Origin of the sequence: Azospirillum picis (assembly GCF_017876115.1) — a bacterium.
GTDB classification, from domain to species: Bacteria; Pseudomonadota; Alphaproteobacteria; order Azospirillales; family Azospirillaceae; genus Azospirillum; species Azospirillum picis.
Map to the genome: position 1 here is coordinate 1 of NZ_JAGINO010000001.1, position 24,418 is coordinate 24,418.

Annotated in this window: 21 protein-coding genes and 2 pseudogenes; 16 read left to right on the forward strand and 7 right to left on the reverse strand. The window is 69.8% G+C overall.

Annotated elements, in window-relative coordinates; all coding sequences use genetic code 11:
* Together J2850_RS00005 and J2850_RS00010 are read left to right on the forward strand one after the other, a co-directional pair.
* Nucleotides 1-189: pseudogene (locus J2850_RS00005) on the forward strand (methyl-accepting chemotaxis protein); the annotation flags it as partial.
* A gap of 343 nt (nucleotides 190-532) precedes the next feature.
* Nucleotides 533-787, forward strand: a complete 255-nt coding sequence (locus tag J2850_RS00010) for a response regulator (protein ID WP_209977516.1) — start codon at nucleotides 533-535, stop codon at nucleotides 785-787.
* Nucleotides 788-823: 36 nt separating this feature from the next.
* On the opposite strand, the gene J2850_RS00015 is transcribed toward J2850_RS00010, so the two are convergent.
* A complete protein-coding gene (locus J2850_RS00015) occupies nucleotides 824-1,306 on the reverse strand; it encodes a winged helix-turn-helix transcriptional regulator (RefSeq protein ID WP_209978359.1) in 483 nt (160 codons plus the stop codon).
* Nucleotides 1,307-1,454: 148 nt separating this feature from the next.
* Here J2850_RS00015 and J2850_RS00020 point away from each other — a divergent pair, with 148 nt between their 5' ends.
* A complete protein-coding gene (locus tag J2850_RS00020) occupies nucleotides 1,455-2,666 on the forward strand; it encodes an MFS transporter (protein ID WP_209977518.1) in 1,212 nt (403 codons plus the stop codon).
* Between the two features lie 101 nt (nucleotides 2,667-2,767).
* Here J2850_RS00020 and J2850_RS00025 read toward each other — a convergent pair whose 3' ends face one another.
* Nucleotides 2,768-4,171: an MFS transporter gene (locus J2850_RS00025; protein WP_209977519.1), complete on the reverse strand. Its 1,404-nt coding sequence runs from the start codon at nucleotides 4,169-4,171 to the stop codon at nucleotides 2,768-2,770.
* Nucleotides 4,172-4,334: 163 nt separating this feature from the next.
* Between J2850_RS00025 and J2850_RS00030 the strand changes: the two genes are divergently transcribed.
* On the forward strand, nucleotides 4,335-5,255 hold the full coding sequence (locus J2850_RS00030) for a LysR family transcriptional regulator (RefSeq protein WP_209977521.1): 921 nt from the start codon (nucleotides 4,335-4,337) through the stop codon (nucleotides 5,253-5,255).
* 93 nt (nucleotides 5,256-5,348) lie between these two features.
* Here J2850_RS00030 and J2850_RS31585 read toward each other — a convergent pair.
* A pseudogene (locus J2850_RS31585) lies at nucleotides 5,349-5,562 on the reverse strand (IS5/IS1182 family transposase); the annotation flags it as partial.
* A complete protein-coding gene (locus tag J2850_RS00035; RefSeq protein WP_246512647.1) occupies nucleotides 5,553-6,506 on the reverse strand; it encodes a LysR family transcriptional regulator in 954 nt (317 codons plus the stop codon). The gene J2850_RS00035 and the pseudogene J2850_RS31585, both read right to left, overlap by 10 nt.
* Before the next feature lie 64 nt (nucleotides 6,507-6,570).
* Here J2850_RS00035 and J2850_RS00040 point away from each other — a divergent pair, with 64 nt between their 5' ends.
* Nucleotides 6,571-7,023 (forward strand): VOC family protein, encoded by a 453-nt coding sequence (locus tag J2850_RS00040; RefSeq protein WP_209977523.1) that lies wholly within the window; start codon nucleotides 6,571-6,573, stop codon nucleotides 7,021-7,023.
* Between the two features lie 80 nt (nucleotides 7,024-7,103).
* Here J2850_RS00040 and J2850_RS32295 read toward each other — a convergent pair whose 3' ends face one another.
* Nucleotides 7,104-7,799: a DDE-type integrase/transposase/recombinase gene (locus tag J2850_RS32295; RefSeq protein WP_209977525.1), complete on the reverse strand. Its 696-nt coding sequence runs from the start codon at nucleotides 7,797-7,799 to the stop codon at nucleotides 7,104-7,106.
* Here J2850_RS32295 and J2850_RS00050 point away from each other — a divergent pair.
* From J2850_RS00050 to pyk, 3 genes are all read left to right on the forward strand, one after another.
* A complete protein-coding gene (locus J2850_RS00050; RefSeq protein WP_307353788.1) occupies nucleotides 7,693-8,043 on the forward strand; it encodes an alanyl-tRNA editing protein in 351 nt (116 codons plus the stop codon). The two genes, J2850_RS32295 and J2850_RS00050, sit on opposite strands and share 107 nt — an antisense overlap.
* Before the next feature lie 265 nt (nucleotides 8,044-8,308).
* A complete protein-coding gene (locus J2850_RS00055) occupies nucleotides 8,309-9,079 on the forward strand; it encodes a hypothetical protein (protein WP_246512649.1) in 771 nt (256 codons plus the stop codon).
* 258 nt (nucleotides 9,080-9,337) lie between these two features.
* Entirely contained in the window at nucleotides 9,338-10,762 is a 1,425-nt protein-coding gene (gene pyk, locus J2850_RS00060; protein WP_209977529.1) for a pyruvate kinase, read from the forward strand.
* 19 nt (nucleotides 10,763-10,781) lie between these two features.
* Here the strand turns inward: pyk and J2850_RS00065 are convergent, their stop codons facing one another.
* Nucleotides 10,782-12,620: an FHA domain-containing protein gene (locus J2850_RS00065; protein WP_209977531.1), complete on the reverse strand. Its 1,839-nt coding sequence runs from the start codon at nucleotides 12,618-12,620 to the stop codon at nucleotides 10,782-10,784.
* Between the two features lie 102 nt (nucleotides 12,621-12,722).
* On the opposite strand from J2850_RS00065, the gene J2850_RS00070 reads away from it, so the two are divergent.
* From J2850_RS00070 to J2850_RS00085, 4 genes are all read left to right on the forward strand, one after another.
* Complete coding sequence (locus J2850_RS00070; protein ID WP_209977532.1) at nucleotides 12,723-14,204, forward strand: D-alanyl-D-alanine carboxypeptidase/D-alanyl-D-alanine-endopeptidase; 1,482 nt, start codon at nucleotides 12,723-12,725, stop codon at nucleotides 14,202-14,204.
* A 119-nt stretch (nucleotides 14,205-14,323) separates the two neighbouring features.
* Complete coding sequence (locus J2850_RS00075) at nucleotides 14,324-14,974, forward strand: chemotaxis protein (RefSeq protein WP_209977534.1); 651 nt, start codon at nucleotides 14,324-14,326, stop codon at nucleotides 14,972-14,974.
* Between the two features lie 34 nt (nucleotides 14,975-15,008).
* On the forward strand, nucleotides 15,009-15,989 hold the full coding sequence (locus J2850_RS00080; protein WP_209977536.1) for an endonuclease/exonuclease/phosphatase family protein: 981 nt from the start codon (nucleotides 15,009-15,011) through the stop codon (nucleotides 15,987-15,989).
* Between the two features lie 86 nt (nucleotides 15,990-16,075).
* The gene (locus tag J2850_RS00085) at nucleotides 16,076-16,453 is read left to right on the forward strand and encodes a hypothetical protein (protein WP_209977537.1); all 378 of its coding nucleotides are present in this window, start codon (nucleotides 16,076-16,078) and stop codon (nucleotides 16,451-16,453) included.
* Between the two features lie 5 nt (nucleotides 16,454-16,458).
* Here the strand turns inward: J2850_RS00085 and J2850_RS00090 are convergent, their stop codons facing one another.
* The gene (locus tag J2850_RS00090) at nucleotides 16,459-17,211 is read right to left on the reverse strand and encodes a GntR family transcriptional regulator (RefSeq protein ID WP_209977540.1); all 753 of its coding nucleotides are present in this window, start codon (nucleotides 17,209-17,211) and stop codon (nucleotides 16,459-16,461) included.
* Between the two features lie 242 nt (nucleotides 17,212-17,453).
* Here J2850_RS00090 and J2850_RS31595 point away from each other — a divergent pair, with 242 nt between their 5' ends.
* From J2850_RS31595 to J2850_RS00110, 4 genes are read left to right on the forward strand one after another with little or no spacing between them, the layout of a single operon-like run.
* Nucleotides 17,454-18,719 (forward strand): NHLP bacteriocin system secretion protein, encoded by a 1,266-nt coding sequence (locus tag J2850_RS31595; protein WP_209977542.1) that lies wholly within the window; start codon nucleotides 17,454-17,456, stop codon nucleotides 18,717-18,719.
* Entirely contained in the window at nucleotides 18,716-20,938 is a 2,223-nt protein-coding gene (locus J2850_RS00100) for an NHLP family bacteriocin export ABC transporter peptidase/permease/ATPase subunit (protein ID WP_209977544.1), read from the forward strand. Before J2850_RS31595 ends, J2850_RS00100 begins: the two co-directional genes overlap by 4 nt.
* A gap of 10 nt (nucleotides 20,939-20,948) precedes the next feature.
* A complete protein-coding gene (locus J2850_RS00105; protein ID WP_209977546.1) occupies nucleotides 20,949-23,852 on the forward strand; it encodes an NHLP bacteriocin export ABC transporter permease/ATPase subunit in 2,904 nt (967 codons plus the stop codon).
* 17 nt (nucleotides 23,853-23,869) lie between these two features.
* On the forward strand, nucleotides 23,870-24,412 hold the full coding sequence (locus tag J2850_RS00110; RefSeq protein ID WP_209977548.1) for a cyclic nucleotide-binding domain-containing protein: 543 nt from the start codon (nucleotides 23,870-23,872) through the stop codon (nucleotides 24,410-24,412).
* Nucleotides 24,413-24,418 lie beyond the last annotated feature (6 nt).

A 24,418-nucleotide genomic window follows, 5' to 3' on the forward strand; every position in this document is an offset into this window, starting at 1 on the left:
CGCAACGTGCAGCAAGCCGCGCAAGGCACCGAGCAGGTGACCGGCAATGTTGTGCAGGTGAGTGACGCCGCCACCCAAACCGGGACAGCGGCCGCACAGGTTCTTGATGCCTCCACGGACCTGTCGAGGCAGGCGGAGACCTTGCGGCATGAGGTCGAAACGTTCCTTGCCAGCATCAGGGCCGCATAAAGCGGTGGACGCCGACCGCCGCGCATTCGGGACCGGTGTGGCCTTCTACAAGCAATCCCCCGGCATGCACCGGTTCCGCCGGCGATAAGGCAGGCACTGTCCTTTTGGGATGTATTTTGCCCGTTCCATGGTGTCGCCCCGTACCGGCGTTCCCAATCCTCGTCCTGTTGACCGAACACGCGAAAGGAGAGGTCTGCGCGACGCCGGCATCGGCATCGGCATCGGCACCGGCCGGCGTGTCCTCCGTCCGCCGGACGGGCCGCCGACGCGCCTTCCTTTACGAAAGTACAGGGGGAACGCCCTGAAAGGGGTAGATTGCGCGACATGGGCGCCGGGACGTTGGTTGAGGCATGACCTCGACCTTACCCCGTCCAACCGTGCCAACTGCCCATTGAGCCTGATGTCAGACCGCAAGCCGCTCCTGCTGGTGGAAAGCAATCCCGAAGACCGCGACCTGTTCTCGGAAGCCTATCAGGTGACCGGGCTTGCGCATGACCTCATCATGGGACCGAACGGCGAGGAGGCGCTCCGGCTCCTGCACCCCTCTTCGCTCCCCTCGGCCGTTTCGGTAGGCCCCGCTGCCGTCGTTCTCGAATGAGTCTGCCGACGCTCCCGGTCCCGGCGGCCAGCCGGATCAGGAGCCGCCGGTTCGGGAGCGCGCCACCTTCCTCACCTCCGTGTCGCTCCATGCCAGCCGCCGCCCGTCCGCCGCGCGCAGGTCCAGCCGGGCGACGGGGGCACCGGTTTCCCGGTCGACCAACGAGGATCGCGGGTCGCGGGGACCATAGAGATGGTCCTCGCCCCATTGGCGCAGCGCGACGATGACGAGGAAGAGGCCACGTCCCTTTTCGGTCAGGACATAGTCCTTGTAGGCGCTGCCGTCCGACGCCGGCACGGTTTCCAGGATGCCGCGCTCGGTCAGGGCGCGCAGCCGCGCCGCCAGCATCCCCTTGGCGATGCCGAGCCCGGTCTGGAACTCGCCGAAGCGCCGCACCCCGTCGAAGGCATCGCGGATGATCAGCAGCGACCACCAGTCGCCGATGACGTCCAGTGCGCGCGCCACCGGGCACCCCGCATCCCACAGACTGACCCGCTTGGCCACGCCGCCGATCCTCATCACCCAATCTGGTCCTAAATTAGAACTGGATCGCCATCGGCGCAAGTGGTCTCATTTCAAGACCAGATTGGGTTTCAACATCGGGATCGCCATGCGGGACGCAAGCGGAACACCGGCACGGCATCGGCCGGACGGCGGGTTGCCGGGAATGACCACCCTGATCTTTGCCGTCGCTGCCGGTCTCGGCGTCGCGAACATTTATTATGCCCAGCCCCTGCTCGACGCCATGGCGGGGGACTTCGGCATCTCACCCGCCGCGATCGGCCTCGTCGTGACCCTGACCCAGGCCGGCTATGCCTTGGGCCTGGTCTTCATCGTTCCGCTCGGCGATCTCCTCGACCGCCGCCGCCTCGTCGTTGGCCAGGGCCTGCTGTCGACCGGCGCGCTGCTCGCCGTCGCGACGGCGCGATCCGAGATGGTCCTGTTCGCGGGTCTCGCGGCGATGGGGCTGTTCGCCGTCGTGGTGCAGGTGCTGGTCGCCTTCGCCGCGGCCCTGGCGGTGCCGGCCGAACGGGGCAGGGCGGTCGGCATGGTGACGGGCGGGATCGTCATCGGCATCCTCGCCGCCCGCTTCGTCGCCGGGCTGCTCGCCGATCTCGGCGGCTGGCGGACGGTCTATCTGGCATCGGCCGTCCTGACCGCGGCGATGGCCGGGCTGCTCTGGCGCGTCCTGCCGCGCGATCCGGTGCCGGCCGGCAGCGGCGGCTATGGCGCGACGCTGCGGTCCATCCCCGTCCTGTTCCTCGGCGACCGCGTCCTGCTGGTTCGCGGCCTTCTCTCCCTGCTGGTCTTCGCGGCGTTCAGCACGCTGTGGACCAGCCTCGTGCTGCCGCTCGGCACCGCGCCGTTCGATTACTCGCACACGCAAATCGGGCTGTTCGGCCTGGCCGGCCTGGCGGGGGCGGTTGCCGCGACCGGTGCGGGACGTCTCGCCGATCGCGGCCTCGGCCAGCGGACGACGGGATCCTCCCTTGTGCTTCTGCTGCTGTCCTGGGGGCTGATCGCCTGCCTGCCCTGGTCGATCCCGCTTCTGCTGGCCGGCATCGTCCTGCTCGACCTTGCCGTGCAGGCCGTCCACGTCACCAGCCAGAGCATCATCGTCGCCCGCCACCCGGAGGCGGGCAGCCGCCTCATCGGCGGCTACATGGTCTTCTATTCCATCGGCAGCGCGCTCGGCGCCGGTGCCGCGACCATGGCCCACGCCCATGCCGGCTGGCCCGGCGTCTCGCTGCTGGGGGCCGCCTTCGGCACGGCCGCGCTGCTGGCCTGGGCCGCCACGCTCCGCCTGCCGGCCGGGACCGGCGATGCGGCGGCGGCCGGGCGGGAGTCCTGCCGGAACTCCTCCGCATCCGCCGGATAGGGGGTGATCGCTCCAGGCGGACACGCCCGACCCCGTGACTCACGCGGGAAAGGCAAAGGCCTGGAGCCCGGCGCCGCCTCATGTCGAAGCGGCCCGGTCGGTCAGGGCCGATGCTCGTCCAACGGAATGAAGGCGAGTGCGACGAGCAGCGCGGCGACCAGTGCGGCGCCCGTCAGGGCGATCGAGATGTGCATGCCGAGGACGAACCTGTCCGGCCCCATTGCCCCGAGGATCGAGCCGAACAGTGCCACGCCGATGGCGCCGCCGATCTGCCGGGCGGAGTTGAGGACACCGGCGCCGATGCCGGCCCGTGCGGGACTGGCACCGGACAAGGCTGCCGTCATGATCGATGGGACCGTCAAAGCGATGCCCACGCCGGCGGCGATGAAGGTCGGAGCGATTGCCGCGTAGGACGATCCGGCCTGGATCGACAACATGGCGACATAGCCGATGGCCGCCACCGTAAGCCCGGCAAGCATCACCGGCCGTACGCCGAAGCGGCCGATCAGGGTTCCGGCAATGACATTGACGACCATGATGAGGGCGGTCAGCGGCACGAATGCCAGCCCGGTCGCCAGCGCCGACTTTCCCTGCACCATCTGGAAGAACAGGCTGAAAACGAAGACCAGGCCATAATAGACGAAGTTGATGACCATGCCGACGAACAATGCCGTTGAAAATCCCGGGTTCCTGAAAAGCTCCAGCGGCATCATGGGATGGGGGCTCCGCGCCTCGATGGCGAGGAAGGCGGCGAAGAGAACGCCGCCCGCGATCAGCCCTGCAAGGATCAATGGATGGCTCCAGCCGAGGGCGCCGGCCTGGGTCAGGGCGCCGGTGAAGCCGGTGAGCGCCATCGCGGCAACGATCTGACCGCCGGGATCGGCGCCCCGTTTCAGCGCCTGCCCGATGCGGGGGGCGTATCGCAGGCTCAGGCAGGCGCCGATCAGGCCGAACGGAAGATTGATCAGGAAGATGCTGCGCCATCCGACATGCGCGATGAGCGCGCCGCCGAGCACGGGGCCTCCCGCGAGAGCCAGACTGCCCGCACCCGCCCATAGCCCCACGGCCCGTGCGCGTCGCCGCGGGTCGGGATAGGTATGCTGGAGCAGTGCCATCGCGGACGGCACCAGCAATGCGGCTCCGACACCCTGCACAGCGCGGGCGGCCAGCAGGATGCCGAAGGACGGTGCCAATCCGCAGGCCGCCGACGAGAGGGTGAAGAAAAGGAAGCCGAGAAGAAACGTCGCCCGGGCTCCGATCCGATCGCTGAGAGCCCCTGCGCTCAGGAGAAGGACGGCATAGACGAGCGTGTAGATGTTGAGGATCCATTGCAGCCCGTCGATCTGCACGTCGAAGGATTGGCGCAACGCCTCCAGGGCAACGTTCACCACCGAAACATCGAGGGAAACGAGGACGACGCCCATCATCGCGGAAACGAGGACGAGGGTCGGCCGGCGGACGTCCGCGCAAGGCTCGGCGGCCCGGGGTGGGGGTGGCGCGCTCACGCGGGACCATCCTTGAACGGATTCGGGGCGGGGGTCGGTATCAGGTGCCATGCAGCGTCAGCCGTTGCGAAGGCGTCCATGGACGTCGCCTTTCAGTCTACCGAGGGCAACTGATGGGTCTATGGTGAATAAACGGAATTCACTCATTGCCTTCGGAGGCATAATGCGCGGCAACGAATATGCCGACTTGCGCGCGTTCGTGACGATCGTCGAGCAGGGGAGCTTCACGCGCGCGGCGAAGCATCTGAGAGTTGCGCCGTCAACCCTGAGCCAGACGATCAGGGAGCTTGAGGAACGGCTGGGCGTCAGGCTGCTGAACCGCACCACGCGCAGCATCTCCCTGACGGATGCCGGTGCCCACCTGCTCGCACGGTTCAAACCGGCCATGGAGGAAATGGAGGCTGCGGTCGTCGCCGTTCGCAGTTTCCGCGACACGCCCGCCGGGACGGTCCGATTGCACCTGCCCCGGCTTGCTTCGGCGACGTTCCTGGAACCGGTCCTGGGCCTGTTCAGGGAGGCTTATCCGGACATTGTGCTCGACATGACGATCGACGATGCCGTGATCGACATCGTCAAGTCTGGTTTCGACGCCGGCATCAGGCTGGGAGAGTTCCTGGAGAGCAACATGGTGGCGATCACGCTGGGCGGCAGCGTTCGTCAAGTGGCGGTTGCCTCACCGGACTATCTTGCCCAGCACGGCCGGCCGACGACGCCGTCGGACCTGTTGAAGCACCGATGCATCAATTGGCGGCAGCCGGGAACCAATGGGTTCTACAATTGGGAGTTCGAGAAGGACGGGCAGGACGTGGCGGTGGCTGTTGACGGCCCGCTCGTCGTATCGCACCGCGACGTCGCGATAACCGCCGCCGTGCAAGGCGTGGGAATCGCCTTTTGGGAGGAGGAGCAGGTCCGGCCGCTGATCGAGGTGGGCAAGCTCGTGCCGGTCCTGGAGGATTGGTCGCCGCGGTTTCCCGGTTGGCATCTCTGTTATCCCAGGCAACGCTACACGCCGGCCACCGTGCGCGCGCTTGCCGATTTCCTGAGGTCGTCCCGCGGCCAGCAGAGTCCGTCGGATGCTCATTGAAGCGCCGGACGGACCCTGAGCTTTTGGTTTTCCGGGTGAGTCGCGCTTCAAGCGATCCCGCTTGAACCCATCACCTTCAGGGTCTGTTGACATTCATCGGGTCGCCAAGACGGCCGCTACGAGGTGAATGCCCGCCGCGGAACCGGTGCCGGGGTTGTCGCGGCGGGTGGCGACGCGGCGGACTTCATTGATCTTGCGGAAGACGGTCTCGACCACCCCCACGCTCGGCGAGCCAAGCGCGGATGGCGTTGCTGTCGGCGGCCTTGTCGGCCGGCAAGGTGGAGAACCCGGTCCCCTTCAGGACCGGCGCGGTTCACGCTCCCCCGTTGACCCTCGGGCTGCCAGGGCGATTTCCTCACGAAGCCAGCGATGCGGCGCGTCCTTTTCGCGGCGGCGATGCCACGTCTGTACGAAGGGAAAGCCGGCCAGACGGAACGGCGGTTCGCTGCACCGGAGGCTTCCCGTTTCCAGGGCCTCAAGGCTTCGCTTCGCTGCGGTCAGCACGAGGTCGGTGCCCCTGACAAGGTCGGGAGCGGCGGACCAATGCGGGATTTGGATGGCGATGCGGCGCTTGTGGCCCAGGCGGGCGAGCGCCGCGTCGACCTCGCTGTCGTCCTCCAGCGCGACGGTGACCCTGACATGCGGCCGTGCCAGATAACGCTCGATCGAAAGCGCCCCGGGTTGGACCGCTCCATCGGACAGGCAGGCGAATGTCTCCCGGAACAGAAGATCGCTCATGAGGTCGCGACGACCCGCCGCCGCCAGTTCGGGGTAAACACCGACGGCCAGATCGATCTCCCCGTCGATCAGCGCCGCAAGCGCCCGGTCCCTGCCATAGGACACGACGGACAGGTCGATGAGCGGCGCGGCCTTCCGCAACCGCGCGACCAGGGGCGGCAGCAGGATCGCTGTCCCATAATCCGACAGGGACAACCGGAAATGGCGGCTGCACTGCCCGATATCGAAGGTCGGCGGATCGACCATCGAGCGCACCAGCGCGAGGGCTTCGGCCAGAGGTCCGGCGAGCTGGAGGGCGCGCGCCGTCGGCTGCAGACCTCCTTCGCCCCTCACCAGCAGCGGGTCGCCAAAGATGTCCCTCAGCCTCGCAAGGGCATGGCTGACCGCCGGTTGCGAGCGGTTGAGCCGCATCGCCGCACGCGAGACATGCCGCTCGGCGAGCAGGGCCTCAAGGACCAGCAGCAGATTCAGGTCGGAAGGGAGAGGGCCATTCATGCCGTGCATGCTCATCATATCGCGTTACGATTTTCATAACTTTCTTCGATGAGGCAAGCTCGCCGGGAAAGGAGACCTGACGATGACCCACTCCCCCAATCCCGATCTCGGTTTGTCTCATGTGGCGCTGCTCGTGCGCGATCTCGACAGAAGCATCGCCTTCTATCGTGAGTTTGCCGGTCTTCAGGTGGTTCACCGCCGAACCGCGGGTGGTGACGTCAAGGAGGTGGCGTGGATGGCGGACGGATTGCGCCCGTTCGCCCTTGTCCTCGTTGCGTCCACAAGCTTGGCCGATACCCCGCTCGGACCGTTCGGGCATCTCGGCGTCGCCTGCGCGACGCGGGAGGCCGTCTTGAACCGGGCGGCCGAAGCCGAACGCCGGGGCATCCTGCGCTCCGCTCCCCGCGATTCCGGGCCTCCCGTCGGTCTCTGGACCTACATTGCCGACCCGGATGGCAACACGCTCGAACTGTCCTTCGGGCAGGAAATCGCCTTCACGGTGGAGAGGGCCGATGCCGGAGCCGGCACGTCCTGACGTCCGGCTCCGGCATCGGCCGCGACGGTGAGCCGGCGCTCTCCCCGGCAGGGCGGGGGGCGGCCCCCGCGAGCCGGTTGCTACCCCCCATCCGCGGTCCAGCCGGAAGGGGCCGAGGTACCGTCAACTTGTCGGCGGCCGGGCCGAGCGAGGATTCGGCAGATGGCGGGGGTCTGCTGCTTATGCCGCCAGCGGCGCGCCGGCGGCCTCGGCCCAGACCTGGAGCGCCTGGGCGCGGGCCTTCCGATAGTCGGCAATGGGGCGATGGTTGCGGCGGAGATGGAAGAGGTTGGCGGCCGGGTCGTGAATGGCCAGGAAGCGCTGGACCTGGCGGGGTCTTTGAAGCGCTTTCTCTGCCGTTCGCGCCGCCGAGTGGGTTGGTGAGAGGTCTCAGCCCGGTTGTTCATCCCCTTGTGCTGGCGGTGCTCCCCGCTCGTCCCCAGCTTCCGCTTGGCGGCGGCGTAGGATTTCAGCTTATCGCTGACCGGCACGCGCGGAGCCCGACCTTGCTTTTTCAGCAGCTTGCGCAGCAAACGCTTGGCTGCCTTGGTGTCGCGCCGGCTCTGGACCAGGGTGTCGAGAGCGAAGCCGTCCTGATCGACTGCCCGCCAGAGGGAATTTGTATTCCAGACATTCGACGGAGCGCTGCTGACGGGGGCGCAACTGTCGGTGGATGGAACGTTCCGGCTGGATTTCGGTCTTCCCGCCTCGGATGTCGATCGGCTTCGCATGCTGGCCGGTCCGATCAACGATGTCATTCGGATGGATTTGCCCATAGGAGCGTTCCCGATGCCCTGGGACGAGGCGAATGCGGTTCCGGGGCTGTTCCGGAGCAAAGCCGTACCGCCGCCCCGTCAGGCCGACGGCAATGTCCGCATCGTGGAGATTGAAGACATCGACCGGCAGGGATGTGGCGGCACGCACCTGAAATCGACCGGAGAAGCAAGGCCGGTGCGGATACTCAAGGTGGACAACAAAGGTCGCCAGAACCGGCGCATCAAGGTTGGGTTCAATATTTAGCGAGATAGGGTCCTGCCTGGCACTTTCGGAATCTCGTGCCTGGTTTCCTTGACTTGGTGCAGGACGTTCAGGCCTGCCATCAGGATCTTCTCCGGCTGCTCGACGGGCGAGCACAGCGTGACCGCCGACGGCGGCAGCCGCGGCGCTGCGGTAACCCGTCGCCATCGCCGTCGGCGCGAAGGCGGCCGGCGTTTTGGAAAAAGCCCCATTAAAGGAAAAAATTCTTATATTATTGGCGTGAACCCACCATCCGTGGAGCCCCGCCATGCCCGTCGACCCGCGCACCCTCACTGCCGACGCTCTTGCCTCCAACTCTCTTGCCCCCAACTCTCTTGCCCCTAACTCTCTTGCTGCCGACCACTTCCCCCGCTGGGCGGCGGAGCCGCCTGCCCCCGCGGAGGGCACGCTGGTTCCCGGATCGCAGTTCCATGAGGAGCAGTGGATCATGGCCGCCGGCATGCTGGCGCGAGGGAATTCCTTCCTTCAGGTCGCCCGCGCCATGGGCTGCAGCCGGACCACGCTGTGGCGGGCCTATTACGGGTCGAAGGACTTCCGCATCCGCATCTGGTGGGAGCGCGAGGCGCTGAACCGCGAGGCCGAGTTGCGCCTGTCCTCTCTGCGTGCCCTGGTGGCCGAGCAGGTCGAGCGGCTGGTCTCGGCCGGCGATCCCTCGACCGTGCGCTGGCTGGCCGAGCGGCTCGGCCTGTTCGCCGGCCTCGACGCCGCCGCCGCCCGTCCGGCTGCCCAGCCGGCCAGCCCACCGGCTGCCCAGCCGGCCAGCCCATCGGCAGCCCCACCTGCACCGCCCCTGCCGGCGGCTTCCCGGCCCGAAGACGCCCCGGCCGCCGGCCCCGGCGCGCTGCGCGAGCGCACGCCACCCCATCCTGCCATCGTCGCCGCCATCCTGGCCCGGCCGGAGGCCGAAGGGCCGAAGGGCGTCTATCCCTGGACCCTCAATCCGGAAGACCCTTTCCCCAACCTCGCCGGCGGCCCGGTGTGCCGGCGCGGCGCGGGCGCCTTCTCCCGGTCCCGGTAGGCGGGGCCGGATGGAACGCCGGGCCGACCGATGTTTCACCCTGTTCCATCCCTAACCCCGCCTGCCGCCTTGCTTTCCGGGCGCGATGGCGACACCTTGTTCGGGCATGCGGACGGCCGGCAGGCCGCCCCGGACGGGCGCCTGTCCAGGCCGTTCCGCTGCTGACCAGTCACCCCGCCGTCCTCCCATGGTGGCCGCCGCCCTGCCGGCCCACCGGACGGCCCAGCCACAGAGGACGGCCCCAGCGGCCGGAACCACATGCGCCGCCATCGTCGCGCCAAGATCGTCGCCACCGTCGGTCCCGCCAGCAACACCCCGGAGATGCTGAAGACCCTGTTCCTGGCCGGTGTCGACACCTTCCGGCTGAACTTCAGCCATGGGACCCACGACGACCACGCCAAGGTCCACCGCGCCATCCGCGCGCTGGAGGCCGAGGTCGGGCGGCCGATCGGCATCCTCCAGGACCTCCAGGGGCCGAAGATCCGCGTCGGCACCATCCGCGACGGCAAGATCGCCGTCGCCACCGGCGAGACGGTCCGCTTCGTCCTGCAGGGCAGCGACGGCGACAAGACCGCCATCCCGCTGCCGCATCCGGAGATCTTCGCGGCGATCCTGCCGGGCCACCACCTGCTGATCGACGACGGCCGGGTGCGCGTGCAGGTCACCGAGCTCGGCGACGACTGGATGGAGGCCCGGGTGGTGGTCGGCGGCACCATCTCCAACCGCAAGGGCGTCAACCTGCCGGGCACCGTACTGGACCTGTCGCCGCTGACCGCCAAGGACCGCGCCGACCTCGCCTTCGGGCTGGAGCTGGGCGTCGACTGGGTCGCCATGTCCTTCGTGCAGAAGCCCGCCGACGTCATCGAGGGCCGCGGCCTGATCGGCGACCGCGCCGGGCTGATGGCGAAGATCGAGAAGCCGCAGGCGCTCGACCGCATCGACGACATCATCCGCCTGTCCGACGCGGTGATGGTGGCGCGCGGCGACCTCGGCGTCGAGATCCCGCACGAGGACGTGCCCGGCCGCCAGAAGGAGCTGGTGCGCGCCTGCCGCCTGGCGGTGAAGCCGGTGATCGTCGCCACCCAGATGCTCGACTCGATGGTCTCCGCCCCGACCCCGACCCGCGCCGAGGCGTCGGACGTGGCGACCGCCATCTATGACGGCGCCGACGCGGTGATGCTGTCGGCCGAATCGGCGTCGGGCTCCTACCCGGTCGAGGCGGTGACGATGATGGACCGCATCATCCGCTCCACCGAGCAGCACAAGCTCTACCATTCGCTGATCCAGGCGACCCAGCCGGGCGAGGAGCAGACGGCGCCCCACGCCGTGGCCGCCGCCGCCGCCGACCTGGCCCAGACCATCCATTCCTCGGCCATCGTCGCCTACACCTCCAGCGGCACCACCGCCGCCCGCATCGCCCGCAAGCGGCCGGAGGTGCCGATCCTGGCGATCACCCCCGACCAGGCGGTGTCGCGCCGGCTCTGCCTGCTGTGGGGCGCCCACAGCGTGCTGTCCGACGACATCCGCACCTACGAGGAGATGGTCGACCGCGCCATCGCCACCGCGCGGGCCGAGGAGTTCGCCGGGCCGACCGGCACCATGGTGGTGGTGGCCGGCATCCCCTTCGCCCAGGCCGGCACCACCAACAACCTGCGCATCATCCACATGGACGGGAAGGCGTAAGGGGCGGCGGGGCTCCGGTTCAGAGCCCCGTCACCTCCCAGGCGATGCGGGCGGGATGTTCGCCGAGGTCGAGCGAGCCGATGACGATCTCCCCCCGCCCGGCGAGCGGCACCACGTCGCCCCGCTTCAGCACGCGCTGCCCGCCGTCCCTCGCGGCGAGCCGCGTGCCGTTGCGGCTCAGGTCCTCCAGCAGGCAGGCGCCGTCGCGCAGCCGGATCGCGGCGTGGCGCCGCGAGGCCGACGCGTGGTCCAGCACGATGGCGCAGTCGGCCGCCCGGCCGATGACCACCTCGTCGCCGGCGTCGGGCAGGGCGATCGTCCGGCCCTGGTAGCTCAGCGTCAGGCGCGGGGCGGGCGGCTGCCGGAGGTCGAGCGTCACCGAGCCGGCCCGGCTGCCGGTGACCGGCGGCCGCAGGTCGTCGGGAATGGCGGCGATCCTGGCGATCAGCCCGTCGGCCAGCGCCCGCGGGATGCCGGCGGCACGCAGGCGGCGGCCGAGCCCGTCGCGCACCTCCTGCATCGAGACGCCGGGCACCGCCAGCTCCGCAGCGCTCCCGACCCGGTTGAACTCCTCGGCGACCCGCTGGATGACCACGCTGATCCTGGCCCGGCCATAGGGGCTGGCGCCGAGGTCGAGCAGGTAGCCCAGCCGGCCGCCCGGCTTGGCGAAGCGCCCGGCCAGCCGCGCCACCGCGTCCTCGAAGGGCAGGTCGGTGCCGCCGGCCGCCCACACCGTCTTGCCGCGGCGGGTCAGCGTCTCCGCCATCGCCGGCCCGCCCGGGAAGCCGTCATGGGCGGCCATGGCGTCGACGATGGCGCCGAAGATCCGGGCGTCGCTGGCGCCGCCGGTGCGGGTCAGCGGGGTGGTGCCGTCCAGGCCGCCGCGGATGCGGCGCAGCAGCGCCTCCGTCGTGTGGATGAAGCCGCCGCCGCCGACCGCGCCGGACAGCGCGAGCAGCGGCCCGGTGTGCGGCAGCCGGTCGTCCAGGTCGCCGCGCAGCGTCGCCAGCAGCGCCAGGATGGCCGAGCCGAGGTCGGGGGAATAGCCGATCAGCGAGCGGATCGGCTCGCGGCCGTCGACGATCTCCGCCGCGACCTCGTCGACCAGCCGGGTGGTCTCGCCGTCCCCGTTGCCGTCGCCGTCGCCGTCACGGTGCAGGCGCAGCACCGCGGCCAGCTTGGCGCCCCAGTCGCGATGCGGTTCGAGAAGGCTGCCGAAGGCATGGGTGACGATGCGGTCCCGCTCCCCGGCCGGCCGGCCGGCCGCGGCCAGCAGCAGCCCCGGAACCCCGCCGCGGGCCAGCGCCTGATCGAAGGGGGCGAGGGCGTCGGACGCCTGGGCCAGTTCCTTCAGCCCGCCGAACAGGCGGATGAGCTGGTCGTAGCGCTCATGCGGCTTCAGCCCCAGCATCGGCGCCTGGATGCTGGCCAGCCGGCTGACCGCCGGGTTGAACAGCAGGGCCTCGCGCTCGAACTGGCGCAGCGGGTAATAGCGGTGGAGCTGCTCCGAGGGCACGACGCCCTGGTCGTCCCAATAGCCGCGCAGCAGCCGCAGCAGCGTCATCCGGCTGTCGAAGGAGAAGACCTGCAGGACGTCCGTGCAGAGGGTGGCGTCCTCGATCGGCGAGATGGTGGTCAGCTTGCCGCCGGCGGACGAGGCCTTCTGGAAGATCGTCTCCTCGCGGCCGCTGCCGCTCACCCGGACGACGCGGACCACCGGGAACCGGGCGAGCCGCAGCAGGTAATTGGCGCGCTCGGTCGCCGCCTTCTCGTCGTCGAAGACGCCGTCGATGTTGGGCTTGCCCTCCTGCTCGACCACCACTTCGAAGCGCGTTTCGCGCCGCTTGGACATCGTCATCGCTTCCCCCGTCCGCGGCCCCGCCATCCGATCAGCGATTGTTGGCACGATAGGTTAGCAAAGGGTATGGACAGTTGGAGAAATCTCCCGCCCGATGCCCGGATGACCGTGACCCCGCCCTTCGACGCCCCGCCCTCCCGGTCCTTCGGCCGGCGGCCGTTCCTGTGCCGCCTCTCGGCGCTCGGCCTGCTGGCCGCCTTCGGCCGGACCGCCGCCGCCGGCGACTTGCCCTCCGGATTGGAGGGGACCGAGGTCGGCCATGTGCTGTTCGATCCGGAGGGGGGCGGCATCCTGGAGCAGGGCGCGGCCGACCGCCCCTTCATCCCCGCCTCGGTGGCGAAGCTGCCGACGGTGGCGGCGGCGCTTGCCCTGCTCGGGCCGGACCACCGCTTCACCACCAGCCTTCTCGGCACCGGCCCGCTGCGGGACGGGGTGCTGGAGGGGGACCTGATCCTGCAGGGCGGCGGCGACCCGTCGCTGGCGACCGAGGGGCTGCAGTCGCTGCTGGACGCCCTGCGCGCGACCGGCCTGCGCCAGGTCGCCGGCCGGTTCCTCCATGCGTCCGGCCCGCTGCCGGAATTGCCGGAGATCGACTCCGGCCAGCCCTGGGCGGCGCCCTACAACACCGGTGTCGGCGGCCTGTCGGTGAACTACAACCGCGCCCTGCTGGTCTGGCGTCCGGCCGCCGGCGGTCCGCCGCGGCCGGAGCTGCTCTCGGTGGCCGATGCCGCGCGGCTGCCGCTCGACAGCGTCGCCGTGCGCCCGGTGCCGGCCGGCGGCCCGTTCCCGGTCCTGCCCGACGGGGTCGACCGCTGGCTGGCGGCGCCGCCCGGCGGCGAGGCGGCGGCCCGCTGGCTTCCGGTGGCGCGGCCGGGTCTGGCTGCCGCCAGCCTGCTCCGCCGCCTGGCCGCCGCCGGGGGGCTGCCGCTGCCGACCCCGCAGATGGCCCCGCAGATGGCCCCGCAGATGGCGTCGCAGGCCGGCGGTGTCGCCGACGGGGCGGCGGTGCTGGCGACGCTCGACAGTCCGCCGCTGGCCGAGTTGGCGCGCCGGTTGCTGCGCCACTCCAACAACCTGTCGGCCGAGGTGATCGGGCTGGCCGCCGCCCGCCGCCTCGACGGCACGGTGGCGACGCTGGAGCGCTCGGCGGCGCTGCTCCAGGGCATGCTGACGCGAAAGCCGCTGGAGGGCGGCGGCTGGGCCGGGCTGCGGCTGGCCAACCATTCGGGGCTCGGCACCGGGTCGCGGGCGACGCCCCGGCAGATGGCTGCCCTCCTGCGGGCCGGCGGCCCCGCCCTGTGGGAACTGCTGCCGGGGGAGGAGGACGGCAAGGCGCTGCCGCCGGGCGTTCATGCCAAGTCGGGGACCCTGGCCTACGTCAAGGGCTTGGCGGGTCTGCTGACGGCGGCGAGCGGCCGCAGGCTGGGCTTCGTCCTGTTCATCGCCGATGCCGGGCGCCGCGCCGCGCTGGATGCCGCGCTCGACCGCCGGGTGACGACCGCGCCGCCGGAGGCGCAGGGCTGGGCGCTGCGCGCCCGCGCCGTGCAGGCCGGGATGCTCGACCGCTGGGTTTCCACCTATTGACCGATGCCGTCCGACCGGACAGGATGGCTGGTATGATAAAATGCATATAAAGTTCGATTTGATCGGCACTCCCTGCGCCCCAATGTCTATGCAGCGTGCACAAAGGAATGACCCTGCCGATGAGCCTCGACCGTCCCCGCTCCTCCGCCGCACAGAGCGCCTTGCGCCGCCGGCTGGAACGGCAGGACGTCGCCGCCAACCGCTACCATGACCGCCGCCTCGGGGCGGAAGTGGTGAACATCGTCGTCGGCGGCTGCGTGGTCAGCGACGACCCGAACGTCGTCATCACCACCACGCTCGGCTCCTGCGTCGCCGCCTGCCTGTACGACCCGGTGGCCGAGATCGGCGGCATGAACCATTTCCTGCTGCCCGACGCCGGGCTCGACACGCTGTCGCTCTCCTCGCGCTACGGCGCCACGGCGATGGAGCAGCTCATCAACCGCCTGCTGAGGGTCACCGGGCGTCGCGACCGGCTGCGCGCCAAGGTGTTCGGCGGCGCCAATGTCAACCTGACCACCCTGCGCAGCGCCAACATCGGCCAGCGCAACGTCGGGTTCGTCATGGACTATCTGGCAACCGAGGGCATTCCGACCGTCAGTTGGGACGTCGGCGGCGCCAGCCCGCGGGCGGTGCGCTTCTTCCCCACCAGCGGACGCAGCCAGCGCCGGCTGATCGGCGACGAGACGCTGCACGACATCACCCGCAGCGAGTCCTCCTACATGGAGCATCTGCGCAAGTCGCGGATCGAAGGCGACGTCGAGCTGTTCTGATAAGCTCGACCGCCCTCCTTCCGCGGAGCCCGCCATGGCCGACCTGCAGTTCCGGATCGCCACCTTCAATCTGGAGAACCTGGACGATGATGCCGACGACCTGCCCTTCGAGGAGCGGATCGCCACCCTGCGCCCGCAACTGGAAAGGCTCGAGGCCGACATCCTCTGCCTGCAGGAGGTCGATGCCCAGCATCCGGTGAAGAGCGAGCCCCGCATCCTGCGGGCGCTCGGCCGCCTGCTGGAGGGGACGCGCTACCAGGGCTGGCACGTCACGGCCGGCGACGCGCAGTCGCCGGCCGACCGCCACAATCCGGTCATCGTCAGCCGCTGGCCGGTCCGCTCGGCCCGCCTGCTGCGCCACGACCTGGTGCCGCCGCCCCGTGTCCGCTTCGCCACCGCCGCCCCGCCGGAGGAGCAGGAGACCGAAGTCGCCTGGGACCGACCGGTGCTCCATGCCGAGATCGAGCTTCCCGGCGCCCGGACACTGCATGTCTTCGACCTGCACCTGCGGGCGCCGATCGCCGCTCCGGTGCCGGGACAGAAGGCCGGCGCCCAGGTCTGGAAGACCGCCGCCGGCTGGGCCGAGGGGTTCTACCTCGCCTCCATCAAGCGGGCCGGGCAGGCGCTGGAGACGCGGATGGCGGTCGACCGGCTGTTCGACGAGGATCCGGATGCGCTGATCGTCGTTGCCGGCGACTGCAACGCCGACCTGGAGCAGACGGCGGTGCGCATCATCCGCGCCGCGCCCGACTTCACCGGCAACCCGGAGCTTGCCGACCGTGTGCTGGAGCCGTTGGAGCAGGCGATCGCGGAGGAGCGGCGCTACACCGTCCTGCATGCCGGTACCCCGGTCCTGCTCGATCATCTGCTGGCCTCACCCCGCCTGGCCGCGGCTGCGCGTGACGTCGCGATCCACAACGAGGAGCTGACCGACGAGGTTTTCCACCCCGACGTCCCCTCCCCGGTCAGCTACCACGCGCCGGTGGTGGCAGGGTTCCTGCTGCCGGGGGAATAGAAGGGCTGGATCCGGCGGCGCGGTTGGTGGAAAAGAGCGCCTTGACCAGACTTGCGGCGCCGGGAGGCGCCATCCGGGGAGATAGCATGTTCACTGCCGCCAGCTTCCGCGTCGGCGACCGCGTCACGATCCGCAGCGGCCAGTCCATTCCGCAGTCCATCGCCACGGTGGAGCGCTACACCCACGACGGCCGCTGCATGGTGCTGTCCGACGGCAGCGAATGGCGCGCCGACGGGCGCCGCCAATGGGGCTTCCGCGGCAGCTACTACAAGGGGCCGGTGGTCGAACCCTTCGAGCCCGGTGACGACGACTTCGTCGCCAAGCGCCGCTCCATCGGCGCGCTCCGCAAGTTCGCCGACGGCCTCACCATGGACACGCCGCTGACCGCCGAGGCGTTGCGCCGGATCCTGGACGTGGTCGACAAGGAGAAGGCGTCCGCGCAGGGGGCCGCCAAGGGCGACTGAAAACCTCAGCTCGTGAAATAGTGGGGATTGGCCCGCTGCACGTCCGGGATGCCGGATTGCAGGTCGGTGAGGTGCCGGCGCAGGTCGGCCACGGCGCGGTCGGGATCGCGGGCCGCGATCGCATCGACGATGGCCGCGTGTTCGCAGAGCGCCTTGTTCATCCGGCCGACCACCGGCAGGGTCAGGTGGCGATAGCGGTCGACCTGCCGCTTGACCTGCTGCGTCACCGCCCAGAAGCCGGGATAACCGGAGATCTCCGCCAGCAGCGCATGAAACGCCTCGTCCGCATCGTGGAAGCCGTCGAGGTCGCCGGCCTCCTGGCGTTCGCGCTGCAGTTCCAGGTTGGCGCGAAGCAACGCGATCTGGCTGCCGGTCGCCTGTTCGGCGGCGTAGCGGACCGTGGCCTCTTCCAGCGCGCGGCGGATGGCGATGGCCTCTGGCAGCGCTTTCAGCGGGATGCGGGCGACGAAGGTGCCGGACTGCGGAAACACCTCGACCAACCCCTCGTCCGCCAGCTTCAGCATCGCCTCGCGCACCGGGGTGCGGCTGACGCCGTAGGCTTCGGCGATCTGCTTCTCGATCACCGGTTCACCGGGCTTGCGGCGCAGGGAGACGATGTCGTCCCGCAGGTCGCGGTAGATGGTGCCCGAGACGGTGGCCCCGCGGTGGGCGGGGCGCGCGGCGGCGCTGGCGGGACGCCGCCGCCGCCGGCGCGCCGGTGCGGCCAGCGTGTTGGAATCGCCCGCGTTGAAGTCCATGAGGCTCGTCCGGTCAGTGTCCCGGCAGGGTGCCGGATTAACTAATATATCGCTGCGATTCCGGCAGCGGAACGTTTTTCGGTACCGGCCGCAGGCCACCACCGTTCGTCGCCCGTTGCAAGTCGCGGCTGTCGCGACAGCAGGGTTGCCTTGCCGCCGTTGCCTGTACGAAAGTGCTTAGACTGCCCATTCGCACACTCTCCAAATCGCCATTGTTGGGGGAACCCGGAGCCGCCGCGCCAATGACCGTTTCCCCATCGGAGCGCCTGTTTCGCAAGGCGGCGCTCGACCGCCTCTCCTCGCCGGAGGAACTGGACCGGGTGGTTGCGCTGACGTCGCCGCGCGGCTGGCTGGCGCTGGCCGCTCTGCTGGCTCTGTTGGCTGTCGCCGTGGTCTGGAGTGTGGTCGGCACCATCCCGACGCGGGTGACCGGCTCCGGGTTGCTGGTGGGCAGCGGGGGGCGGGTGTTCGATGCCGTTGCCACGGCCTCGGGAACGTTGGTGATGCCGGGGGTCAAACCCGGAGACACCGTGGCGGCGGGCCAGCTTCTCGCCCGCATCGACAAGGCCGAGCTGGAGCAGACGCTGGAGCATGCCAGGGCAGTGCTGGCGGAACGGGAGGGGGACCTCGCCCGCCGCTCCGCCCAGCTCGACCGCGAGGCGTTGGCGCGGCAGGCCAACTTCGCCGCCCGGCGCGTCGCATTGAAACAGGTTGTCGCCGCCGCGGAGGCGCGGGTGGAGTTCCTGGCCACCCTCCTGCGCGGGCAGGAGGATATCGCCAGCCGGGGCTTCACCACGCGCCAGCGGGTGGAAGAAACCCGCCAGGAGCTCGCCGCCGCCCGCCAGAAGGTCAGTGACGCCAAAAGCCAGTTGCTCCAGATCGACACCGAGGAGCTGGACATGGCCAGCCGCGCCGAGCAGGCGCGGGCGGACGGAGGCGACCGTGTCGCCGACGCCCGCCGTCGGGTGGACGAGCTGGTCCTGCAGATCGAGCAGGACACCCGCATCCTCAGCCCGACCGACGGGCGCGTCACCGAGTGGAAGGTGGCGGACGGCGCCCGCGTCGCCGCCGGCATGCCGGTGGTCAGCATCGAAAGCGGGGCACGCGGTCTGCAGCTCGTGCTCTATGTCCCACCGGAGCACGGCAAGGCGCTGAAGCCCGGCATGGATGTCCGCATTGCGCCTTCCACCGCGCGCAAGGAGGAGTACGGCACGCTGATCGGCCGCGTCGCCGAGGTTTCCGATTTCCCCTCCACCCCACAGGGCATGCAGGCGGTGCTGCAGAACGACCGGCTGGTCCAGCAATTCTCTGCCAAGGGCCCGCCCTTCGCCGTCCGTGTCGACCTGCTGCCCGATGCCACCGCTCCTTCCGGCTATCGTTGGTCCTCGGGTGCCGGGCCGGCGATGGCCATCACCAGCGGTACGCTGGCCGAGGGCGAGGTGACGGTGCGCGAGCAGCCACCGCTTGCCTTCGTTATCCCCGCCTTGCGCAAGGTGACCGGCCTGTGAGCGGTGCTTCCACCAGCAATGCCGCCTCCAGCAAGGCCGTTGGAGCGCCGCGCAGCCGGCGCAGGCGTGTCCGCACGCCCACCCTGCTCCAGATGGAGGCGGTGGAGTGCGGCGCCGCGTCGCTTGGCATCGTTCTCGCCCATTTCGGCCGCTGGGTACCGCTGGAGGAGCTGCGTGTCGCCTGCGGCGTGTCGCGCGACGGCAGCAAGGCCAGCAACCTGTTGCGCGCCGGCCGGCGCTACGGTCTGGTTGCCAAGGGGTTCAAGAAGGAACCAGAGGCGCTGGCCGACATGCCCTGGCCATTGATCGTCCACTGGAACTTCAACCATTACCTGGTCTTCGAAGGATTCAAGGGCGGCCATGCCTATTTGAACGACCCGGTGACCGGTCCGCGGCGCGTCACCCGCGCCGAGTTCTCCGAAGCCTTCACCGGGGTGGCGCTGGCCTTCGAGAAAGGGCCGGAGTTCGTCGCCGGCGCCAAGCCACCGGGTGTGGCCGCGCTTCTGGGCCGCCAGTTGCGCCATTCGCGCGCCGCGGTGGCTTACGCATTGTCGGCCAGTCTGGCGCTGGTGCTGCCGGGGATCGCACTTCCCGCCTTCACCAAGGCGTTCGTCGACGAGGTGCTGGTCGGCGCCCAGCGCAACTGGCTGGTGCCGCTGCTGCTGGGCATGGCGGTCACCGCGCTGGTCAGGGCGCTGCTGACGGCCCTGCAGCAATCGGCCCTGCTGAAGCTGGAAACCAAATTCGCCATGGTGATGGCCAGCCGCTATGTCTGGCGGCTGCTGCAATTGCCAGTGCCCTTCTTCGGCCAGCGCCATCCCGGCGACATCGCCGGCCGCGTCGCCGCCAACGACAGGGTGGCGCGGCTGCTGTCGGGGGAGATGGCGACCGCGGCGATGAGCCTGCTGACCATCCTCTTCTTCGGGCTGGTGATGCTGAGCTACGATGCCGCCCTGGCGGCAGTGGCCATCCTGCAGGCGCTGGGCAACGTGCTGTTCCTGCGGGGAGCATCGCGCGGGCGGGAGGATGCCGGGCGGCGTCTGCTGGCCGAACAGGCCAAGCTGGGAGCCGTCACCATCGGCAGCATCCAGGCTATCGAGACGCTGAAGTCGGCCGGGCTGGAAGGGCAGGCCTTCGAGCGCTGGGCGGGCTATCAGGCGCGGCTGCTGGCGGTGCGGCAGACGCTGGGGGTCCATTCCTCGCTGCTTACCGTGGCGCCGGCCTTCCTCAATGCGCTCGCCACCGCGGCGATCGTTGGGTTGGGAGCCCTTCGGGTGATGGATGGCGCGATGACCGTCGGTGCATTGGCAGCCTTTCAAAGCCTGGCGTCCAGCTTCTCCGCCCCCATCACCAAATTGATCGGCATGGGCGGCACGCTCCAGCGCGTGAAGGCCGACCTGCAACGCCTCAACGACACGCTGGAGCATGCGGTAGATTCCCAATCGGGTTTAGCCGTTCCTGCTGTGGCGGCAACGGCCGACTTGGACGGACCGCCGCGGCTCGGTGGCGCGGTGGCGTTGGCCGATGTCTCCTTCGGTTACAGCGTGCTCGACCCTCCGCTGATCGAAGGGCTGTCGCTGTCGCTGTCGCCCGGCATGCGCGTGGCGCTGGTCGGTGGATCGGGGAGCGGGAAATCCACCATCGGCCGACTGATCTGTGGGTTGGCCCAACCCTGGTCCGGGCAGATCCTGTTCGACGGGCGGCCCGCGGCGGACATCCCGGTGCCGCTGCGTGCCGCATCCATCGCCTATGTCGACCAAGACGTCTTCCTGTTCGACGGCACAGTACGCGACAACCTGACCCTGTGGGATGGTACCGTGCCCGATGCGGCGCTGACCCATGCGCTGGAGGACGCCGCCATCCTGGGCGAGGTCGCCGGCCGGCCCGGTCAGCTTGGCGCGCCGGTTGCCGAGGGCGGGGTGAATTTCAGCGGCGGCCAGCGTCAGCGGCTGGAAATCGCCCGGGCACTTGCCGGCGATCCGTCCATCCTGGTGCTTGACGAAGCGACGGCGGCGCTCGACGTCGCAACCGAGAAGCTGATCGACGACAATTTGCGGCGGCGCGGCTGCACCTGCATCATCATCGCCCACCGGCTCAGCACGATCCGTGACTGCGACGAGATCATCGTGCTCGATCGTGGCCGGGTGGTCGAGCGGGGCAGCCACGAGGACTTGCTGGCGCGTGGCGGCGAATACGCTTCGCTGATCGCGGCGGGCTGAGGCGATGGACGTGCTGGACAGCAACGAAACCCTCGCGGCGCCCGTCCTGCTGGAAGGTGGCAGCCACCGGCCATTGAATCTGCGCGACCCGCGGTTCGGCTGGCGTGTCGAGGACGGCTATGTCGACCTCTTTCTGGTCGATTCCCCGGATGGCAACGCAGTCCTGCGCCGCCATCTGTTCCGTGCCGAGACCGGGGCCTTGCTGTTCGGCGTCGGGCAGCCGGGCAGGGCGACCCTGGTGGCGGTCGGCTCCATCGGTTCGCGCCTGCATGGACAGGAGTGGGCGGCGTTCGCCGCGGAAGAGGATTTCCTGCCTCGCGCAGAAGCGTGGATCCTGCGCCTGACCGATGCGGCGACCGGCGGGGAGGCGATATGGCCGGACCGGGTGGCGGAACCGGGAGACCACCGCCTTGGCTCCGGTGAGCGGCTTCATGCCGACCCGCGCCGTCCGTTGTGGCTGACGGTAACGGATGGGCGGGTGTCCTGGTTGGGCGGCCCACCCGCCGATGCCGGTGAACCATGCCTTTCCCTTCCGCTGGTGGACCGTGCCTGGATCGAGGGTGCTGGCGAATCCACGGTCGCGCTGACCGAGGCATGGCCGTCACCCGAGCGGTTGTGGCCTGCGCTCGACCGTTTCCACGCGCTGGTGCTTGAGCGCATCGCGGCTCGCTTTACCCGTCAGGCCGCCGATGAGGCCGCCCGCGTCGCCCGCAGCCAGGCGGTGGCGCGGGAGTCGCTGTCGGGAGCGCTGGAGGGTCTGGCCGGTCTCGCCGCCGGTGGACGGGATGCCACGCCTCGGGCTGCCACCGGCGTCGCCCATCCTCTCGCTGCCGCGTTCGTGGCCCTGGCGGGCCACATGGGGGTAGAGGAACCGCCTCCCCGCTTGGACCTTGCCGGAAAGGGGGCGTCGGAGGCGCTTGACGCGCTGCTCGCCGCCGCCCGCTTGCGCGGGCGCAAGGTGGTCCTGCGCGAAGGCTGGTGGCGGAGGGACGGCGCCGCGATGATCGGCTGGCTGGGGGAAGAACGAGCGCCGGTGGCGCTGCTGCCGACGCCGGCCGGCTTCGAGGTCGAGGACGCCGCCGGGCGGCGCCGCATCACCCAGGGGCTCGCCGACGAGTTGGCTGCCGAGGGCATTCACCTCTACCGGCCGCTGCCTGCCCGAGCCCTGACGGCGAAGGAGGCCATCCGCTTTCCGCTGCGCGGACTGGGCGGCGACGGCATGCGGCTGCTGTTCTGCGGGCTGGCCGGGGCGGTGCTGGCCCTGCTGGTGCCGGTCGCCACCGGCCTGCTGTTCGATGGCGTCATCCCGCGTGCCGATCGCGGGCAGCTCGTCGTCATCGTCGTCGGCCTGATGGCCGCCGCGATCGGTGGGGCTGTCTTCGACCTCGTCAAGCTGTTGGCGGTGCTACGGCTGGAAAGCCGGATCGATGGTGTGATGCAGGCGGCCTTCATCGACCGGCTGTTGTCCCTGCCGGTCGGCTTCTTTCGCCGCTACACCGCCGGCGACCTCGCCGACCGGGCGCTCGGCCTGCAGACAGTGCGCGAGATCCTGGCGGCCAGCACGATGAGCGGCCTGCTGGGCGCCTTGTTGGGACTGGTCAGCCTGGGACTGCTGGCGGTCTATGATTGGCGCCTCGCGATCATCGCCACGACCCTGGCACTGCTGTCGGCAGCGGTGACGGCGACGTTGTCCTATGGCCAGTTGCGGCACGAGCGCGAGCACATCCGTCGCCAGGGTCGGCTCGACGGGCTGGTGCTGCAGCTCATCGTCGGCATCGGCAAGCTGCGTGTCGCAGGGGCGGAGCCGCGGGCGATGGCGGAGTGGGCCCGCGGCTTTGCCGCCCAGAAATCTCGCGCCGTCTCCGCCCAGCGCTTTGCCAATGTTCTTGAGACCTTCCAGGCTGCCTTCCCGACGCTGGCGACCGCGCTGGTTTTCCTCGCGGTGGCGCTGCTGATGGAACATGACGCCAAGCAGCAGGCGCTGGCCGCCGCACCTCGGGATGCGGCGGCGCCCTTCACCACCGGCAGCTTCGTCGCCTTTCTCACCGCCTTCGGCCAACTGATGGCGGCATTGACCGGGATGGCCCAGGCGCTGACCAAATGCCTGACCGTGCTGCCGCTGATGGAGCGTGCCCGCCCGATCCTGGAGACCGCTCCGGAGGTGCCGGCAGGCCGCGACGCGCCCGGCGATCTGCAGGGAGGCATCCGGCTCAGCCGCGTCGGCTTCCGCTACGGTCCGGACAGCCCGCGTGTGCTCCACGACCTCAGCCTGACGATCGAGCCCGGCGAGTTCGTTGCCATCGTCGGTGCTTCCGGCAGCGGGAAATCCACGGTGATGCGCCTGCTGCTGGGCTTCGAGCGGCCGGAGCAAGGCGAGGTGTTCTTCGACGGCCGCGCTGCAGAGCGGCTCGACCTCGCCGCCGTGCGCCGGCAGATCGGCGTGGTGCTGCAGAACGGCCGGGTCACCGCCGGCAGCCTGTTCCAGAACATCGTCGGCACCGCACCTCTCGGTCTGGACGACGCCTGGCACGCGGCGTGGCTGGTGGGTCTGGACCGGGACATCGAGCAGATGCCCATGGGTATGCACACCGTGCTGATGGATGGTGGCGGCACCCTGTCGGGCGGCCAGCGCCAGCGGCTGATGATCGCCCGTGCGCTTGTCCACCGACCGCGCGTGCTGCTGCTGGACGAGGCGACCAGCGCGCTCGACAACCGCACCCAGGCGGTGGTGACCGCCTCGCTGTCCAAGCTCAGCGTCACCCGCGTGGTGATCGCCCACCGGCTCAGCACGATCCGCGACGTCGACCGGATCTTCGTGATGGAGGAGGGGCGTCTGGTGCAGGCAGGACCCTACGATGACTTGATGGCGGCAGACGGTGCGTTCCGCAGGCTGGCCAGCCGGCAATTGCTTTGACGCTCTACGGGGGAGACATGCGCAAGGTCCTGTACATCCTGGGGAACCTCAGCGACGAGGACATCGAATGGATGGCCCGCGCCGGCCGGCGGCTGGACCTGGCAGCCGGGCACGTGCTGGTGCGCCAGGGAGAGCCGTCGGACTCGCTGTTCATCGTGATCGAGGGTCATGCCGCCGTCGTGGTCGCCGGGGTCGGGACGGTGGCGCGGCTGGGTAGCGGCGAGGTGATCGGTGAGGTGTCCTTCGTCGACAGCGCCTTGCCGTCGGCGACCGTCACGGCCGACGGTCGCTGCATCGCGCTGGCGCTGTCCAAGCGCGAGATCGAGGCGCGGCTGCGCAGCGACGGCGGCTTCGCCGGCCGCTTCTACAAGGCACTGGCGATCTTCCTCGCCGACCGCCTGCGCGGTACGGTCGACCGGTTGAGGGTCGGCGAGGCCCAGTCGATGGATGCCGGCCGCATCATGGAGGATGAGTTGGACGAGGGGCTGCTCGATCAGGTGTCTCTGGCCGGCGCGCGGTTCGAGAGGATGCTGAAGACGCTGATGGGCGCACGGGCATAGGCGGTC